At 55.4% G+C, this 17,317-nt stretch carries 18 protein-coding genes; 8 read left to right on the forward strand and 10 right to left on the reverse strand.

What is annotated here, in order from left to right:
• Window positions 1-78 precede the first annotated feature (78 nt).
• The 4 genes from olsB to tsf all read left to right on the forward strand — a co-directional run bounded on the left by olsB (window position 79) and on the right by tsf (window position 3,579).
• Window positions 79-834 carry an L-ornithine N(alpha)-acyltransferase gene (olsB, locus tag AC2FNC_RS00090; protein WP_496714217.1) on the forward strand — a complete coding sequence of 252 codons (756 nt, stop codon included), beginning with the start codon at window positions 79-81 and terminating at the stop codon, window positions 832-834.
• The gene (gene olsA / locus AC2FNC_RS00095) at window positions 800-1,675 is read left to right on the forward strand and encodes a lyso-ornithine lipid O-acyltransferase (RefSeq protein ID WP_480517010.1); all 876 of its coding nucleotides are present in this window, start codon (window positions 800-802) and stop codon (window positions 1,673-1,675) included. Before olsB ends, olsA begins: the two co-directional genes overlap by 35 nt.
• 168 nt (window positions 1,676-1,843) lie before the next feature.
• Window positions 1,844-2,626 (forward strand): 30S ribosomal protein S2, encoded by a 783-nt coding sequence (gene rpsB, locus AC2FNC_RS00100; protein WP_480553493.1) that lies wholly within the window; start codon window positions 1,844-1,846, stop codon window positions 2,624-2,626.
• Window positions 2,627-2,703: 77 nt separating this feature from the next.
• A complete protein-coding gene (gene tsf / locus AC2FNC_RS00105; RefSeq protein ID WP_480517012.1) occupies window positions 2,704-3,579 on the forward strand; it encodes a translation elongation factor Ts in 876 nt (291 codons plus the stop codon).
• A gap of 354 nt (window positions 3,580-3,933) precedes the next feature.
• Here tsf and AC2FNC_RS00110 read toward each other — a convergent pair whose 3' ends face one another.
• The 3 genes from AC2FNC_RS00110 to AC2FNC_RS00120 all read right to left on the reverse strand — a co-directional run bounded on the left by AC2FNC_RS00110 (window position 3,934) and on the right by AC2FNC_RS00120 (window position 6,260).
• The gene (locus AC2FNC_RS00110) at window positions 3,934-4,689 is read right to left on the reverse strand and encodes an autoinducer binding domain-containing protein (RefSeq protein ID WP_480493168.1); all 756 of its coding nucleotides are present in this window, start codon (window positions 4,687-4,689) and stop codon (window positions 3,934-3,936) included.
• Window positions 4,686-5,135 (reverse strand): type II 3-dehydroquinate dehydratase, encoded by a 450-nt coding sequence (aroQ, locus tag AC2FNC_RS00115; RefSeq protein WP_480517014.1) that lies wholly within the window; start codon window positions 5,133-5,135, stop codon window positions 4,686-4,688. Before aroQ ends, AC2FNC_RS00110 begins: the two co-directional genes overlap by 4 nt.
• Before the next feature lie 123 nt (window positions 5,136-5,258).
• Window positions 5,259-6,260 (reverse strand): NADPH:quinone oxidoreductase family protein, encoded by a 1,002-nt coding sequence (locus tag AC2FNC_RS00120; protein ID WP_496714220.1) that lies wholly within the window; start codon window positions 6,258-6,260, stop codon window positions 5,259-5,261.
• A 151-nt stretch (window positions 6,261-6,411) separates the two neighbouring features.
• Between AC2FNC_RS00120 and AC2FNC_RS00125 the strand changes: the two genes are divergently transcribed.
• Window positions 6,412-7,230 (forward strand): SDR family oxidoreductase, encoded by an 819-nt coding sequence (locus tag AC2FNC_RS00125; RefSeq protein ID WP_496714221.1) that lies wholly within the window; start codon window positions 6,412-6,414, stop codon window positions 7,228-7,230.
• 14 nt (window positions 7,231-7,244) lie between these two features.
• The gene (locus tag AC2FNC_RS00130; RefSeq protein WP_496714222.1) at window positions 7,245-8,279 is read left to right on the forward strand and encodes a phosphotransferase family protein; all 1,035 of its coding nucleotides are present in this window, start codon (window positions 7,245-7,247) and stop codon (window positions 8,277-8,279) included.
• Between the two features lie 7 nt (window positions 8,280-8,286).
• On the opposite strand, the gene AC2FNC_RS00135 is transcribed toward AC2FNC_RS00130, so the two are convergent.
• Window positions 8,287-8,910 carry a 2-hydroxychromene-2-carboxylate isomerase gene (locus AC2FNC_RS00135; protein ID WP_480472758.1) on the reverse strand — a complete coding sequence of 208 codons (624 nt, stop codon included), beginning with the start codon at window positions 8,908-8,910 and terminating at the stop codon, window positions 8,287-8,289.
• A 217-nt stretch (window positions 8,911-9,127) separates the two neighbouring features.
• Here AC2FNC_RS00135 and AC2FNC_RS00140 point away from each other — a divergent pair, with 217 nt between their 5' ends.
• A complete protein-coding gene (locus tag AC2FNC_RS00140) occupies window positions 9,128-10,342 on the forward strand; it encodes a serine hydrolase domain-containing protein (protein ID WP_496714224.1) in 1,215 nt (404 codons plus the stop codon).
• Between the two features lie 51 nt (window positions 10,343-10,393).
• A complete protein-coding gene (locus AC2FNC_RS00145) occupies window positions 10,394-11,263 on the forward strand; it encodes an acyl-CoA thioesterase (RefSeq protein ID WP_496714225.1) in 870 nt (289 codons plus the stop codon).
• On the opposite strand, the gene AC2FNC_RS00150 is transcribed toward AC2FNC_RS00145, so the two are convergent.
• From AC2FNC_RS00150 to pstC, 6 genes are all read right to left on the reverse strand, one after another.
• The gene (locus tag AC2FNC_RS00150) at window positions 11,260-12,027 is read right to left on the reverse strand and encodes an SDR family oxidoreductase (protein ID WP_496714226.1); all 768 of its coding nucleotides are present in this window, start codon (window positions 12,025-12,027) and stop codon (window positions 11,260-11,262) included. The genes AC2FNC_RS00145 and AC2FNC_RS00150 overlap by 4 nt on opposite strands.
• A gap of 178 nt (window positions 12,028-12,205) precedes the next feature.
• On the reverse strand, window positions 12,206-12,895 hold the full coding sequence (phoB, locus tag AC2FNC_RS00155; protein ID WP_496714228.1) for a phosphate regulon transcriptional regulator PhoB: 690 nt from the start codon (window positions 12,893-12,895) through the stop codon (window positions 12,206-12,208).
• A 12-nt stretch (window positions 12,896-12,907) separates the two neighbouring features.
• Window positions 12,908-13,609, reverse strand: a complete 702-nt coding sequence (phoU, locus tag AC2FNC_RS00160; protein ID WP_267366515.1) for a phosphate signaling complex protein PhoU — start codon at window positions 13,607-13,609, stop codon at window positions 12,908-12,910.
• Between the two features lie 16 nt (window positions 13,610-13,625).
• Window positions 13,626-14,423: a phosphate ABC transporter ATP-binding protein PstB gene (gene pstB, locus AC2FNC_RS00165; RefSeq protein WP_496714229.1), complete on the reverse strand. Its 798-nt coding sequence runs from the start codon at window positions 14,421-14,423 to the stop codon at window positions 13,626-13,628.
• Between the two features lie 12 nt (window positions 14,424-14,435).
• Window positions 14,436-15,767 carry a phosphate ABC transporter permease PstA gene (gene pstA / locus AC2FNC_RS00170; RefSeq protein ID WP_496714230.1) on the reverse strand — a complete coding sequence of 444 codons (1,332 nt, stop codon included), beginning with the start codon at window positions 15,765-15,767 and terminating at the stop codon, window positions 14,436-14,438.
• Window positions 15,764-17,236, reverse strand: coding sequence for a phosphate ABC transporter permease subunit PstC (pstC, locus tag AC2FNC_RS00175; protein WP_480553505.1), 1,473 nt, complete (start codon window positions 17,234-17,236; stop codon window positions 15,764-15,766). Before pstC ends, pstA begins: the two co-directional genes overlap by 4 nt.
• Window positions 17,237-17,317: the final 81 nt, after the last annotated feature.

A 17,317-nucleotide genomic window follows, 5' to 3' on the forward strand; every position in this document is an offset into this window, starting at 1 on the left:
CGCTGACCGAAGCGGGGCTTGTTGCCTTTGGCCGAATAACTGCGGTATCAGCAGCCAATAGAACACGGATCACCCCATATGCCGGATACTGGCCCTTCTTTCACCGTAAAACTGGCCGAGACCGAAGCCGACCTGCAAGCAGCTCAGCGTTTGCGCTATGACGTCTTCGTGCGCGAGTTGGGGGGCGGTGGAGAGATGGTCGATCATGATGCTGGCCTCGAGAAAGACCGTTTCGACCCGTATTTCGATCATATGTTGGCCTATGATGATCACACCGGCGAAATTATTGGCGTATACAGGATGTTACCGGGCGAACGTGCCGCGGAACTAGGGCAATTCTATTCCGAAGATGAATATGATCTGACCGTTCTCAAGAACAGTGGGCGCAAACTGTTGGAGTTGGGACGGTCGTGCCTGCACCCCGACTACCGTGGGGGTACGGCAATGTACCACCTGTGGAACGGTTTGGCCGCTTATGTGGCGGAACGTGAAATTGAAGTCTTGTTCGGCGTTGCGAGTTTTCACGGAACAAACGTGGCCACATTGGCGCTACCCTTGTCGATGCTTCACCACAACCATCTGGCTCCGCCAGAGTTGCGCGTACGGGCGCAGCCCGATGTTTTTCAGTCGATGGACCTTGTGAAACCAGAGGCTTTGGACCGCCGCGCCGCCATGGTTCAGGTGCCAGCATTGATCAAAGCCTACCTGCGCTTGGGTGGTTTCGTGGGCGAGGGCGCCTTTATCGACCACACCTTCAACACAACGGATGTTTGCCTGATCCTCGACACGACGCGCATGAATGAACGGCAGCGTCGAATTTATGGCGGGGCGTGACGCTGTGAACGACCCGCTCTGGAATAGTGAAGACGCGCCCGACCCGATCGAGCTGGGCTTTATTGGATGGGTTCTGGCCATTCTGCGTGGAGTACCGCTAGCGGCCCTTGTCTTTGGTGGCCTGATCATCCTTCTGACTGTTCGCTTGATAGAGTATCCGTTTTTCGGCGTCCGGCGACCTGTCACGCCGTTCATCACGCAGTTTGTCTGCCGCAACGCGTTTCGAATTCTTGGCATCGGGTTTCGCACATCAGGCGCGCTGATGAAAGAGAGGGGGGCAGTGGTGGCAAACCACACATCCTGGCTGGATATTTTTGCTCTGAACGCGCGCAAGAGGGTCTATTTTGTTTCCAAGGCAGAAGTCGCCAAATGGCCCGGTATCGGCTGGCTGGCCCGTGCGACCGGAACCCTGTTCATCGAACGGGATCGCAAGAAAGCCAAGGAACAAACCAAACTTTTTGAAACCCGCCTGAAGGTGGGTCACAAACTGTTGTTCTTCCCCGAAGGCACCTCAACAGATGGACTTCGAATTTTACCTTTTAAAACAACGCTTTTCGCTGCGTTCTTCGCGGATGAATTGCGTGATTTCATGTATATCCAACCCGTTTCCGTGGTGTTTCACGCGCCCAAAGGCCAGCCAAAACGCTTTTATGGCTGGTGGGGGGATATGGAGTTCGGGCCGCATTTGCTGAAGACCCTTGGCGCACGTCGGCAAGGAACTGTTGAACTAATCTATCATGCGCCAGCGCGGGTCAGCGACTTTGAAAACCGCAAGGCTCTGGCCGCCCATTGTGAAGACGCTGTCAGGCATGCGCACGCATTGGCGCAGCTTGAAAAATAAGGGCGATTGGGCCTTGCGTAGCGCGCAAACCTGCCTTATACGCGCGCCATTCAAACCCGCAGGCGGGGTTTGGCCTTTTTGAGGGAGACATCCTCATCAAGACCGCCGGTTGGAGCGTTCGCTTCTTTCACCCCCGCCCAGGCGTAAACCGGAAAAGGAAAACATAGCATGGCTCTTCCCGAGTTCACCATGCGTCAGCTGCTGGAAGCTGGCGTTCACTTTGGTCACCAGACACAGCGTTGGAACCCCCGCATGGGCCCGTTCATCTACGGCTCGCGCAATGGTATCCACATCATGGACCTGACCCAGACCGTTCCGATGCTGGATCAGGCTTTGCAGGCTGTTCGTGACACCGTCGCAAAGGGTGGCCGCATTCTGTTTGTTGGTACCAAGCGTCAGGCCGCTGGCCCGATCGCTGAAGCGGCTGAAAAGTCGGCTCAGTACTACATGAACCACCGTTGGCTGGGCGGCACGCTGACCAACTGGAAAACCGTTTCCCAGTCGATCAACCGTCTGAACCAGATCGACGAAGCCATGGAATCGGGCGCAGAAGGCCTGACCAAGAAAGAGCGTCTGGGCATGGAACGTGACCAGGGCAAACTTCAGGCGTCGCTAGGTGGTATCCGCGAAATGGGCGGCGTTCCGGACCTGCTGTTCGTCATCGACGTCAAGAAAGAAGCATTGGCCATCGCAGAAGCCAACAAACTGGGTATTCCGGTTGTGGCTGTTGTCGACACCAACTGCTCGCCCGATGGCGTTGACTACATCATCCCCGGCAACGACGACGCAGCACGCGCAATCGCTCTGTACTGCGATCTGGTCGCACGCGCCGCTCTGGACGGCATGACCGCACAGATGGGCGCAGCAGGCGTAGACCTAGGCGCATTCGAAGAAGCTCCGGTTGAAGAAGCTCTTGCGCAAGAAGCCGCAGAAGCCCCTGCCGAAGCGTAAGCTGCCCGTCACGTAAATGACATATGGGGCAGGGTATGACCTGCCCCAATTCCGTTTGAATTGAGGAGAGCCAAAAGATGGCAATCACAGCAGCAATGGTTAAAGAACTGCGCGACTCGACCGGCGCAGGCATGATGGACGCAAAAAAAGCGCTGACCGAAACCGGCGGCAACATGGACGACGCCGTTGACTGGCTGCGTACCAAAGGCCTGGCCAAAGCAGCCAAAAAATCTGGTCGTACCGCGGCAGAGGGTTTGGTTGCTGTTCACGTCAGCGGTGGCAACGGCGTTGCTGTCGAAGTGAATTCGGAAACCGACTTCGTTGCGAAAAACGCTGAGTTTCAGGAAATGGTCGGCAAGATCGCAAACGCGGCTGAAGGCGTGGACGGTATTGACACGCTGATGGCGGCTGATCTGGGCGGCAAAAGCGTTGCCGATACCCTGACCGACAAGATCGCCACCATTGGCGAAAACATGTCGGTGCGCCGAATGGCCAAACTGTCTGGCGACACTGTTGTGTCTTATGTGCACAACGCTGCGACCAACGGCATGGGCAAAATCGGTGTGCTGGTTGCACTGTCGGGTGGTGATGAGGCTATCGGCAAGCAGGTTGCGATGCACATCGCCGCTGTGAACCCGGCTGCCCTATCTGAGGCCGACATGGACCCGGCAATTGTCGAGAAGGAGAAGCAGGTTCAGATGGACATCGCCCGCGAATCCGGCAAGCCGGAGCAGGTGATCGAGAAGATGATCGAAGGCCGCATGAAGAAATTCGTCGCCGAATCGACATTGCTGAGCCAGCAATTCGTTGTGAACCCTGATCTGACCGTTGAAGCCGCTGCAAAAGAAGCAGGCGCAACCATCACCGGCTTCGTTCGCTTGGAGGTTGGCGAAGGCATCGTTGTGGAAAAAGAAGACTTCGCTGCCGAAGTCGCAAAAGCCGCTCAGGGCTAAAGAACGGCTCCGACTGGGGCCTTGCTGAACAAAATGAAAGGGTTACGCATTGCGTAGCCCTTTTTTGTTAGTGGCACATCATAGAATTCGCAAAGAAGTGAAGGATTGGAGGGCCCCGCATGATGGGGATGGTCGAGGCCCCCCAAAATTCCGACACAGGTACGCGGACGAATAGGCGCCCCCTTGTCAGAGTGATTGGAGAGCTTTGAAATCGCAAAGATCCAATCGAATGTTCCCTGGCTAAAGCCACCACTCACGGAACACTCTCACTTTGCAACTTTTAGGTTAGATTTGAAAAGTAGTGATTTCCTTACCTAGGGTAAACTGACGCTGGATGGCATCACAAAAACACTCCTAAACTTCCATAATGAACATCTGATTATGCAAAGATGCCTTTAAAACAGCCTGAGCCGTCGTTTCGACCGACAACGCCTCACGGGCGAGTCGAAGATGCTTTTCGACAGTTGCCGCTGTCAGGCCCATCAGCAGGGCTATGTCCTGCGTGGTTTTGCCGTCACCGACCCATTGCAAAGCCTCGCGCTGACGCTTTGTCAGGGCCCGGTTCGGAGGGTTGAAAGGCAACGTCAGGATCTTCAGATGCGCAACGTTGTTCATCAAAAGAATGTCTTCGCCGTGCTCCTGCCAGATTGCGTCAATGTCTTCCTGGCTCATCCCTTCCTTGGCGGACAAGGAAATCGCCCCTTTGGAGCGCACCGAGACTGAGTTGAAGCTGATGGTGTAACCAGAAACAACACCCATGGACTTGTTGAACTCGAAAACCTCGCGCTCTTTATCGGTCATCGACCCGCGAGAGTGCATGTCCAGCAACATTCTCCAGCTGGCGGCGCCTTCATTGTCCAGCGCCCATTTCAACATGGGGGCGTGAAAATACAAACCGTCCTTGATGAAACCGTCCACATAGGCGCGGTTATGATTGGTCAGGATGACAAAATCCTCTGGATCGCCCAATGAGGTTGCCGTCCTGTATTGCGTATGGCCGTAGATTAAACGATCAAGCCCGTATTCCGCCATTTGTCGGCAATGCGCATCCCACAGGTCTTCCAGGGTTTTGGCATAGCTGACAAATCGCAGATATTCCCTGAGGGTCATGCCGTATCACCTGCTTTCAGATGGGCGGCCAGTGCGTCCAGTGCAAGAACATAACCTTGGGCGCCAAATCCACAGATCTGCCCCAGAGCGACAGGCGCGATATAGGACTTGTGACGGAATGCTTCCCTTGCATGGATGTTGGATAGGTGAACTTCGACAACCGGCAGTTCAACTGACGCGATGGCATCCATCAGCGCAACCGACGTGTGTGTGAACGCCCCCGCATTGATCACAAGGCCATCCTGCACACCGCGTGCGCCGTGGATCGCATCAATTAACACACCCTCATGGTTGGATTGCAGATGCGAGACTTCTAGGCCAATGGACGCGCCATGTCGCTGGCACTCGTCCTCGATCATCTTCAGAGTGGTGCTGCCGTAAACCTCGGGCTGCCGTGTGCCAAGCAGGTTGAGGTTTGGGCCATTCAATACCAAAACGTTGTGCATGTCTTCACGATCCCCATTAATGGTACATAGACGCCTTGAGGTTGGGTTGTCTACCTGCCTTTGCCGGATCGAGTACAGTCGAAAAACCGGTGTGGGAATCGGGCCGCCATTTTGTTCCCGGCCTCAATTTTCCTCCATGGTGACAACGATTTTTCCCAGAACGGATCGTTGCGACAATTGTTCAAGCGCCTCGTGCGCGCGGGCAAGCGGGAACCGGGCGCTAATCCGCGGTTTGATTTTCCCGGCTGTGTTCAGATCGAACAGGTTCTTGACGTTGTAAGCATGGCCGATCGGGTCGCGGAATACTGACGCGCCCCAAAACACACCAACGATCTGACATCCTTTCAAAAGGGCCAGATTCAAGGGAATCCGCGGAATGCCCGCTGGGAAACCGACGACAAGGTAACGACCGTTCCAAGCCATGCTGCGCAGGGACGGTTCGGCCAGCGCACCCCCAACGGCGTCGTAGACGACGTCAACGCCGTCAGAACCTGCGAGTTTCTTAACTTCGGTTGAGAAGGCTCTTTGTGCATCCCTGTCCATGTCGCGCGGGTAAATCACCACGTCATCGGCACCAATCTGGCTACAGAATTCGGCCTTTTCAGGTGATGAAACGGCTGCGATCACCCTGGCACCCATGGCTTTGCCCAGTTCAATGGCGGCTGACCCCACACCTCCGGCGGCACCCAGTACCAACAGGGTTTCACCGGGTTGAATCTCCGCCCGATCCTTCAACGCGTGGTAGGACGTGCCGTAGGTGAAAATGAAACAGGCGGCATCTTCATAGGGCATCGCATCAGGAATTCGGATTGCAGTGTCCGCCTTGAGTGTGACATGGGTCGAAAACCCACCATGCCCGGTTAGGGCCAAAACACGGTCGCCTGGCTTAAATCCATTGACGCCTTCGCCCACAGCCAGAACTTCACCCGCAATTTCACCGCCCGGAGCAAAGGGCCGTGGCGGCTTCATCTGGTACAGATCGCGGATAATCAACGTGTCCGGAAAATTCACGCCCGCTGCTTTCACACCGATCAAAAGCTGACCTTTGCCCGGTTTCGGGTCGGGTAGGGTCGTAAGCTCCAGGGTTTCGGGACCACCCGGTGCGACGCTGAGTAATGCTTGCATACCGCCTCTGATCTGCCTGTACTTTGTGTCGAGGAAGTTTTGGTGCAGCATGGTTTTTTGTCAACGCTACGGTCCAACGCCTGCCGCAACGGCAAGAGGAACGCAATATGTATCACGATGAACTGGTGCCAAAGAAACTGAGGAGCACAAAATGACCCCCGACACCCTCTTTTCGCTTCACGGCAAAACCGCTTTGGTAACAGGTGGAGCGACAGGTATTGGCCGCATGGCAGCCGAGGCGCTGGTACGGGCCGGCGCGCGCGTGCTCATTGCCTCAAGAAAAGGAGACGCCTGTGCCACGGTCGCCGCAGAACTGAACGCGCTGGACGCGCCGGGCAGCGCCGAAGGCTTTGCCGGTGACATTGGCAGCGCAGCCGGTATATGCAAGCTGGTCTCTGACATTCACGCGCGTACGGACAAACTGGACATCCTGATGAACAACTCGGGGGTGTCCTGGGGTGCCCCTTTGGGGCAGTTTCCCTACGATGCATGGGAAAAGGTCATGTCTGTCAACGTGACAGGGATATTCGAACTAACCCAGCGGCTTTTGCCAATGCTAATGAAATCAGGCACCGCCGAAGACCCGGCGCGCATTGTCAATGTGGGGTCAGTCATGGGTGAAGTCCCTATGGGCGATGGGGCCTACAGCTATTCGGCCTCAAAGGCTGCGGTTTTGCATCTGACCAGGGTCTTGGCCAAGGAACTTTCACCGTACCACATCACGGTGAACGCACTCGCTCCGGGACCGTTTGTGTCGCGCATGACGGCCTTTGCGACAGCCGATGAGGATACCAGAGAACGGGTTGGCAAGTCTGTACCTCTGGGTCGCGTCGGACGGGACGAGGATATCGCAGGCTGTATGTTGTTCCTGTGCGGTCGCGGCGGCAGCTATGTGACAGGCGCAGTGATCCCGGTTTCGGGTGGGATCAACGTTGTGACCGCCGGAAACATCTTTGCCGAGGCCCTGTGACGGGAAGACAGCCAATGAAAACCGAAACTAATCTGGATCTGGCAGCCGTAGATACGTATCTGAAAGCGCATCTTTCCGGCTACAACGGGCCATTGGAGGCCAGGAAATTTGACGTGGGGCAATCCAACCCGACGTTTGAGTTACGCACGCCAGAGAAAACCTATGTGCTGCGCCGAAAACCCGCCGGAAAATTGCTGAAATCGGCACATGCCGTTGATCGCGAATTTCGGGTTCAAAGCGCCCTCGCCGGAAGCGAGGTTCCGGTGCCCAAAATGTATCTGCTGTGTGAAGATGACAGCGTCATCGGCTCGGCCTTTTATGTGATGGAACGTTTGCAGGGCAGGGTGTTTCCCGACCCAACCCTGCCCAAAGAAAGCAACGAAACTCGCGCCGCCATCATTGACGAGATGAACAGGGTTCTTGCCCAGCTGCATATGGTGGATATCGATGCCGTTGGCCTGTCTGACTATGGGCCGGTTGGCAACTATTACGAGCGTCAGATCGCTCGCTGGACCAGGCAATACCGCGCGTCCGAAACCTCGGCCATTGCGGAAATGGATGCACTGGCCACTGCGCTCGAAACCTCGGTACCGGCCGATGACGGGCAGCGCACGCTGGTGCACGGGGATTACCGCATCGACAACCTGATGTTCGCGCCAAACCGGGCGGATTGTATCGGGGTGCTGGATTGGGAACTGTCAACGATCGGTCACCCTTATTCGGATCTTGCCGCAGTAATCATGCAATGGCAGTTGCCGCCGGGAAAACAGGGCCGGGGGCTGGCGGGTGTGGATCGAAATAGTCTGGGCCTGCCCAGCGATGAGGCATTCATTGCCCAATACTGCAAACGTCGAGGCCTGGATGGCATAGACAATTTCGGCTTTTATCTGGGCTTCAATTTCTTTCGTATGGCGGGCATTCTACAGGGTGTCTACAAACGCGCGCTGGATGGGAATGCGTCAGACCCCGACCGCGCAAAGGCTTTTGGCGCATATGTTCCTATATTCGCCCAGCACGGCCTGAAAGCTCTTGAGTCCACATTAGAGTGACGACCTATCAAGCTGTTTTTATGTCACTATCTTGCCTTGAAAGCTCAACTTCAAGGTTTGGCAGACTGTTCTTTCCAAAAAACAATTCGGCCCCGGTGAACATGCTGGGAACCCCAAACACGCCACGCCGAACCGACGATTTAGTTTTCTCTTTCAGTTTCAGTTTAACGTCGGGACTTGTCATGGCTTCGCGAATTTTGCGAACGGGCAAGTCGTTTTCGTTCAGAATATCCGTTAGGACACCGATCTCGTCCGCCTTCTGACCATGTACCCAAATAGCATCAAAAATCGCGTTTATATATTTGACTTCCCAAGGTTTTCCATTAGCAAAACACGCGCCTCGCATGGCAAGTTTAGTATTGATCGGAAAATGCGGGCTCATATGAAAGCTCAGCCCACGACGGCGGGCAAACCTATGCAGATCATGCGTCAAATAGGCCGTTTTCTGGCGGTTTTCGGAATATGCCTGAAACGGGCTTTGGTTATGCGTCGCTTTGAACACCGCAGGCAACAGGACGGGAACATAAGTAATGCTTACGTCATAGCGCTCGGCAAGATCGGGGAGCATTTTATGGGCGAGAAACGCGTTCGGGCTGCAAAAATCGTAAATGAAATCTATGGTCCGCGTCATAGGGTTCCTCCGTTTCGGTCCCTTGAAATCTTGTTCATTGAACTTCAGGCGAATCTGCGTCGAAATCAGTCTAACATTTCATTGTGAGGCACGCTGAGGAAGTCTGATCACGAATTTCTCTGCAACACGCAGCTTTTTGCTGTTATTTCAGGTCACAAGCTTAAACAGTCACTGCTTAACACCGAACGGAAATATCTAAATGTCCCACAGGCAATCCATGTTTGATCAAACCCGGCTGGATCGGCTTAGCCATTGGATGGAGAGCTATGTTGAGCAGCGCAAATATGCCGGATCATCCTTTTTGCTGCGCCACAAAGGGGACGAAGCCTTTTTTCATGCCAGTGGTGTCAGCAGTCTGGAGACTGGCCGGCCATTCCAACGCGACACGCTGGTGCGCATTTATTCCATGACCAAACCGGTCACATCAGTCGCGTTGATGACATTGGTCGAACGTGGACTTGTTCACCTGAACGCGCCTGTTTCTGAATTTCTACCTGAATTCAAAGATATGCACGCGCTGGTACCGGGGGCGGAGAGACTGGATCAGACCGAGGCTGCACCGTCTCCCACTCTGCATCAGTTACTGACGCATACCAGTGGGTTAAGCTATCCGTTCAACCCTGGGCTTTTACCCCATGCGATGGATGAACGAGACCTTATTTTCAAACCCAATCAGGGGCTTCTGGAACATATTGTGCGCGATCTGGCAGGGCTGCCACTGGCGTTCCAACCCGGTGCATGCTGGGAATACTCGGTCGGTATTGACGTGCTGGGTCGTGTGATCGAGGTGGTCTCGGGCCAGTCATTGGAGCAGTTCTTTCGAACCGAAATCCTTGAACCACTCAACATGCGAGAAACAGGTTTTTCCGTACCCGTTGGGGTAGGGGATCGTTTCGCATCGCTCTACACCCCATTGGCTGGCGACGCGATGGCGCTGAATTCCGCGGATCACGGCAGCGAAAGCCTGAGGCTGTTTGATTCCCACATAGTATCCCCGTTCGAAAACACGACGACCTTTTCCGGCGGTGGTGGTCTGATCTCGACAATCGATGATTATGCCAAATTCGCGGACATGCTTCGAAACCGGGGGGCCGGGAACGGGTGCCGCATACTTGGTCCGAAAACAGTTGATTTCATGATGCGCAATCACCTTCCCGGCGACATTGCGTCAATGGGCCCGCAGAGTTTTGCAGAGCAACCGATGGAAGGAATGGGCTTTGGGCTGGCCGGTGCGGTTGTTCTGAATCCCGGTCTGGTAAGGGTTCCCGGCTCTATCGGGGATTTCAGTTGGGGTGGAATGGCGTCGACCTATTTCTGGATTGACTGGCAGAATGACCTGACGGCGATTTTCTTTACCCAATTGTCCCCGTCAAGTTCGTACCCATCCCGTGCCGAACTCAAGGCGCTGGTCCATGCCGCCATGATTGAATGATTTCTTCTGTACTGATACCCGGTGCCGGACGACACAACTTGCGAGCAGACGATGACCGAAGCGGAACGTATCTTACTGGATCTTCTGGATATTGAACGGCTTGAGGTCGATCTGTTTCGCGGGACGGGGTCGGGCGGTGAAACGCCAACACGCATATTTGGCGGGCAGGTCATTGCGCAAGCGCTGGCTGCGGCATATCGAACTGTTGAAGAACGGTTGTGTCATTCGCTGCACGCCTATTTCATTCGCCCGGGCGATCCTGAGAAACCCGTTATTTATCAAGTTGATCGAGCGCGAGACGGAGGTTCTTTCACAACTCGCCGCGTGGTTGCAATTCAGCATGGAAAACAAATCCTGAACATGTCGGCGTCCTTTCATGTTCGGGACGAAGGCTGGGACCATCAGCATCCGATGCCCGTCGTGAACGCACCAAAAACGTACCCGTCCCGATCTGAATTGCGTAAAACATACGTTGAACGTGTTCCCGAAAGGTTGAGGGGCGAATTGCTGCGCGAACGCCCGATCGAGGTTCGGGAAGTCGATCATCTGGACCCGTTCACACCGAAAGTCTCTGATGATCGAAACCAGACCTGGTTTCGTATGCCCGCTGCCGCTTCGGTCGACGCCAGAACGCAGCACTTACTGCTGGCTTATGCGTCTGACATGAACCTGATGTCCTCTGGATTGCGGCCTCACGGTCTGAGCTGGTTTAGCGGAGAGTTCAACGGCGCAAGTCTGGACCACGCGCTATGGTTTCACGCGCCGGTGAATTTTCAGAACTGGCATCTGTACGTGATGGATTCGCCGTGGACGGGGCAGGGACGCAGCTTTAACCGTGGATCGATCTATTCCGAGGGCGGTTCCCTTGTTGCATCTGTTGCACAGGAAGGATTGATGCGCAGAGTTCGCGCGCAACCTTAAGTGTTGTCGCTAAATCTCTGATTTAACTTCTGCATTCCACTTAGCCACCGGTCATAGTCAGCCGCCTTGAACTGCAAATAGTCAGCGACTTGTGGATGAGGTAGAACTAAAAACTGTTCATTTCGAATAGCTTGTACGCAGGAGTCAGCCACATCGCTGGGCTCGAGCATTCCATCAATCGAAGCTACTGAAATTTCATGTCCTTCGGTCATTCTTGAACGCACAGCCTGCGGACACAAGACCGAGACTTTCAATCCTTCAGCGCCATATGTCAGCGAAAGCCATTCGGCAAATCCTACAGCCGCGTGTTTGGTAACCCCATATGGGGCTGCACCAGGTTGGTTCAGCAAACCTGCCGCAGACGCAGTTATCATTATATATCCGCCGCCGCGACGAACCATGCGTGGAACCAGATGGCGGGCAGTCCAGACATGGGACATTACATTGATCTTCCAGATCCGATCCCAATCTTCGTCCGCAACATCGAGACCACCAAGCGTCAGAATTCCGGCATTTGCGCAAAACAGGTCAATTGGACCGACAGTTTCCTCAACAAAATCAATCAGAGCTTTGATCTGCGCTTCGCTGGAAACGTCACAGGTATACGCCTGACCACCAATTTGATTCGCGACCAAATTTGCGCCAGCGATGTCGACATCCGAGCAGATTACACGTGCACCTTCATGGGAAAACCGTTCTGCAAGACCACGACCAATACCTTGGGCAGCGCCGGTGATAACGACAGTTTTGTTCTCAAGCTCCATGCGTATTCCGGGCAGGTTCGTTACAGTGTTTTCAATGTGTTGGCTTGCGTTCCGTATTACAAGTATTACGTTTTTACCATAATACCAATTACACGCTAATTGGAAGTAGCGGAGATATACTCAGATTCCATTGCAATCAGTCATCAGACCCTTGCGATCAACACAGGTCTGATGCGATTTATCCCAACGCGTAACCGGCACCTCGGACTGTGCGAACCGGATCATCCCCGCCATGTTGCGTTAAGGCTTTGCGCAATCGTCCAATGTGAACATCAACGGTACGCGTATCGACATAGATGTCGCGTCCCCAGACCCGATCCAGCAATTGTTCACGGCTCCAGACCCTGCCCGGCTTTTCCATGAACGTGCTAAGAAGCCGGAATTCGGTTGGACCAAGTTTCAAGGGCTTGCTGTCACGGCTGACCTTGTGGGTTTCCGAATCCAGAATGATGTCATCGTACTCCAGTCGCAAGCCAACAGTTGCCGGTCGGACGCGGCGTAGTTGTGTTCGGACACGCGCCATCAGTTCGACGATCGAATATGGCTTGACCACATAATCGTCGGCACCAGTTTCCAGCCCGCGAACCTTGTCTACCTCTTCTGATCGGGCCGACAGCATGATTATCGGGATCGAGCGTGTGTCCGGACGGCTTTTGAGCCGGCGGCAAACCTCAATCCCGCTGAGGTTGGGCATCATCCAGTCCAGAACAATGATATCCGGGCAGTCTTCGTCGACCAGCAGCATAGCTTCGTCACCGTTGGCCGCCTTTGAGACGCGAAAACCTTCGGCTTCAAGGTTGTAGGTCAGCACCTCGCGTTGGGCCAACTCATCCTCGACCACCAGAACCGTCGGTTGATCTGCGGACATCTCACGCCTCTCCTACGCTGTTTGTGACGTTATGTCGGCCTTGGGCCGAGCCTCGGTTGGACGGTCGCCTGTAACCAGATACACCACCTGCTCGGCAATCGAGGTTACATGGTCGCCCATACGCTCGATGTTCTTGGCGATGAAATGCAGGTGCATACAGGCCGAAATATTTCGCGGATCCTCAGCCATGAAAGTCAGGAATTCGCGGAACAGGCCGTTATACATCTGGTCGACCTCTTCATCGCGGTTGATGACGTCGGTGGCCAGTTCCGCGTCGCGTTGAATATAGGCGTCCAACGCGTCGCGCAGCATACGCTCAACCTCGCGCGCCATGCGGCGCAAGGCAGCTGCGCTGCCGCTGATCTCGCCTGCATTGGCCAGAACGGTCGTACGCTTGGCGATGTTCTTCGCGTAATCGCCAATCCGCTCGAGATTACCGGATACTTTCAGGACCGAAAGAACCAGTCGCAGGTCACTGGCCGTGGGCGCGCGCAACGCAATCAGACGCGCGGTTTCCTCGTCGATCAGGTCTTCCAACGCGTCGATGGCCTTGTCACCCTGCCGCACTTCCTGGGCCAGCTCAACGTCACGGCTTTCAAGCGAGCGCGCCGCGCCCATGATAGCGGCCTCAACCAGACCGCCCATCTTCATGATATGCGCCTGGATTGTTTCGAGGTCGCGGTCAAAAGCAGATGCAATATGTTGTTCGCTCATTGTTTGATACCTGTGCTTAGCCGATACGGCCTGTAATGTAGCTTTCCGTGCGCGGATCGACCGGATTGGTAAAAATCTGACCGGTTTCACCGAATTCCACCAGATTACCCAGGTGGAAAAAGGCCGTTTTCTGACTGACGCGCGCGGCCTGCTGCATCGAGTGGGTGACGATCACAACCGAATATCGGGAACGCAATTCGTCGATCAACTCTTCGACCTGTGCGGTTGCAATCGGGTCCAGCGCCGAGCACGGCTCGTCCATCAACAGGACTTCCGGTTCGGTTGCCACGGCGCGGGCGATACACAGACGCTGCTGTTGACCCCCTGACAAACCCGTACCAGGCGCATCCAGACGGTCCTTGACTTCATCCCAGATCGCGCCTCGGCGCAGGGATTTCTCAACGATTTCATCAAGTTCCGCCTTATTCTTCGCCAAGCCGTGGATGCGCGGACCGTAGGCCACGTTGTCGTAGATCGACTTGGGGAACGGGTTCGGTTTTTGAAACACCATACCCACTTTGGCGCGCAACTGTACGGGGTCGACCCGCTTGTCATAGATGTCTTCGCCGTCCAAAAGGATATCACCTTCGACACGGCAGATATCGATGGTGTCGTTCATCCGGTTCAGACACCGCAGGAAGGTCGATTTTCCACAACCCGAAGGGCCGATAAAGGCCGTGACGGTCTTGTCTTCGATCTCAACACTCACGTCCTTGATGGCGTGGGTATCACCGTAATAAACCTGAACCTTCTTCGCGTCGATCTTGATGTCTTTGGAGTCCACGGTTCTCTCCACTCGTGTCATGTCGTTCATTATTGCCCCCAATTACCAGCGGCGTTCAAAGCGGCGGCGCAGGATGATAGCGATGATATTCATGGTCAGCAGGAACATCAAAAGGATGATGATTCCGCCCCAGGCCTTTTCGTAGAACCCGACATCAGCGCGTGCGGCCCAAGTGTAAATCTGGGCGGGCATTGCCGAGTTCGGCTCGGTAAAGCCGGCAAGGAACCCGTCGGGATATCCCCGCGCCACAAAGCCTACCATGCCGATCAGCAACAACGGTGCAGTTTCACCCAAGGCTTGTGCCAGACCGATGATGGTGCCGGTCAGAATGCCCGGCGCGGCCAAAGGCAGCACGTGGTGGAACACAGCCTGCATTTTCGAGGCCCCTACCCCCAACGCTGCATCACGGATCGACGGTGGAACCGCTTTCAGCGAGGCGCGGGTCGAGATGATGATCGTCGGCAATGTCATGAGGGTCAGAACCAGACCACCTACCAGCGGTGCCGATTGTGGCAGGTGCATGAACTGGATGAACACGGCCAGACCCAGAATACCGAACACAATCGACGGCACGGCTGCAAGGTTCGAGATGTTCACTTCAATCAGGTCGGTGAACCTGTTCTGCGGGGCGAATTCTTCAAGATAGATCGACGCTGCCACACCAATGGGCAGTGACAGGCCCAAAACCACCAGCATCATGAAAAACGACCCAATGACCGAGGCGCCGATGCCAGCACCGCCCGGGTTGTCAACGCCAGAATCCGCGCCGGTGATGAACGGCCAGTTGAAAGCCTGCTTGATGATGCCCGCCTGTTCCAGCGCATCAACCAGATCCAGATCGCTTAGCTGTAGAAACCGGCTGTCCTGCAAGGTGTCACGGGACACGCGGCCTTTGAAATACCCGTCGACCCGGCTGGAGGCGGCCAGATCAAACTTGACCGGATCACCCAGCTTGCCGGGGTTGTCGGCATAGTAAGTTCGGATTGTACCGCCGATTTTACCAAGAAGACGTTCGATGGCCGCTTCGTCGAAATCAACGCTGATCCCTTGGTCCTCCAGTTCCTTGCTCAGCTGAGCGATGAACAGGTTGGAATAGGCCTTGGTCTTGAACAACGTACTTTCCGCCTCGTCTCGCTGCGCAGCGGACAAGGTGAAATCCACGCTGACAACAGTGCGCTGAAAGGCCGGAATACCTTGCGACAGGATCGAGGCGAACAGAACGATCAGGAAGAACAGGCCCGTTGCAATAGCGACAATCCCGTATGCCCGAAATCGTTTCTCTGCATTTGCACGTTTTTTGGTATGTGCATCCCCTACAGTCAGCGAGACTGAGCGATGACCTGTTTCTGGGCTTTGCATGCTGGCTTCGGTCATTCGTATTGCTCCCGATACTTGCGCACGATGTAGAGGGCAAAGATGTTCAGCCCAAGCGTGAGGGTGAAAAGGGTCATGCCCAGTGCAAAGGCTACAAGCGCTTCGGGCGATGCGAAATCCGCGTCTCCGGTCAGCTGGCTCACGATTTTTGCGGTGACGGTCGTCATGGCTTCAAACGGGTTCAGGCTCAGCCGCGCTGCGGCCCCTGCCCCAAGGACCACGATCATTGTCTCACCTATGGCGCGCGATGCGGCCAGCAGGATCGCCCCCACGATACCCGGAAGCGCCGCTGGCAGAACAACCTGACGGATGGTTTCGGACTGCGTTGCACCCAATCCGTAAGAACCGTCGCGCAGAGCCTGCGGCACCGCGTTGATGATGTCATCCGACAACGAGGACACAAACGGGATCAGCATGATGCCCATGACCAACCCAGCGGTCATGACTGCCGTGCCAGCCTTCATCCAGCCAAGCCCGTCATCCCCGAACAGTCCAAGCAAAAGCGGACCAACGGTAAGCAGCGCAAAAAGGCCGTAAACGATGGTCGGGATACCTGCCAGTATCTCGAGCAGCGGTTTTGCTACGGCGCGGACACGGGGTGACGCGTATTCGCTGAGGTAAATCGCGGCGAACAGCCCGATCGGGACAGCCACCAGAAGGGCAACGAGCGAGATATAGAATGTCCCCCACAGCAGGGGAAGAATGCCAAGTTCAGACGACCCGCCGCGCCCCGAAAAACTGGGGGCCCAAGTCGTGCCGAAAAAGAAATCGGTAGCAGGGTAGAGTTTGAAGAATTCCCAAGTGTTGAAAACCAGGGACAGGACGATCCCGACAGTAGTCAGAATTGCGATGGACGCGGCTGCCAGCAACAGGATTCGCACGCCCTGCTCGACCACATTGCGCGCGCGGTATTCCGCGTGGGTTTGAAGCCAGCTGACCGCAGCACCGGCGAGTGCCGTCAGTATGACGGCGACTGTCATGATCGAATAGCCGGTCGCATTCATGATCCGATAGCTTTGCGCCGCGCGCAGCACAGGTTGCGTGATATCCGACGTCACCACTTGCCCGGCATCCTTCAGACGCTGGGTCATGTCGATCACATCCGCGCGCTCGTTGCGCGCCAGTTCCTCGGGTATCTGCCCGGCGGCAACTGCGTTATCCAAGCCGTACGCGGTGCGACGGACCTCGGCCATGACCAGATTGAGGGACGCGCCGTCTTCGATGGCGGAACCCGAGATCATTTCGGATACCTGAGAGTTCACGTAAAGCGGTTGTACTAGCAACCAGAGGATCATAAGGCCAAATGCGGGAACGATCGTCTTGAGGGCGACATTTGCGCCATAATACGACGGAAGCGAGTGCAAAGCCCGGATATCTCCTGTGGCGCTTTGCAGGGCGCGTGTGCGCCCCAACAGGTAACCGACTGCAGCAATCGCTAGCACGATCAGAACAAGCCATACTATCGGCATGAAACCCCCATTTGGTCTTGGCCGGGAAAGCTAAAAAATGTGGGGGCGACAGGAATGCCGCCCCCCGGTATTTCGAACCAA

It is taken from the genome of Ruegeria sp. BHSA123, from assembly GCF_059613425.1.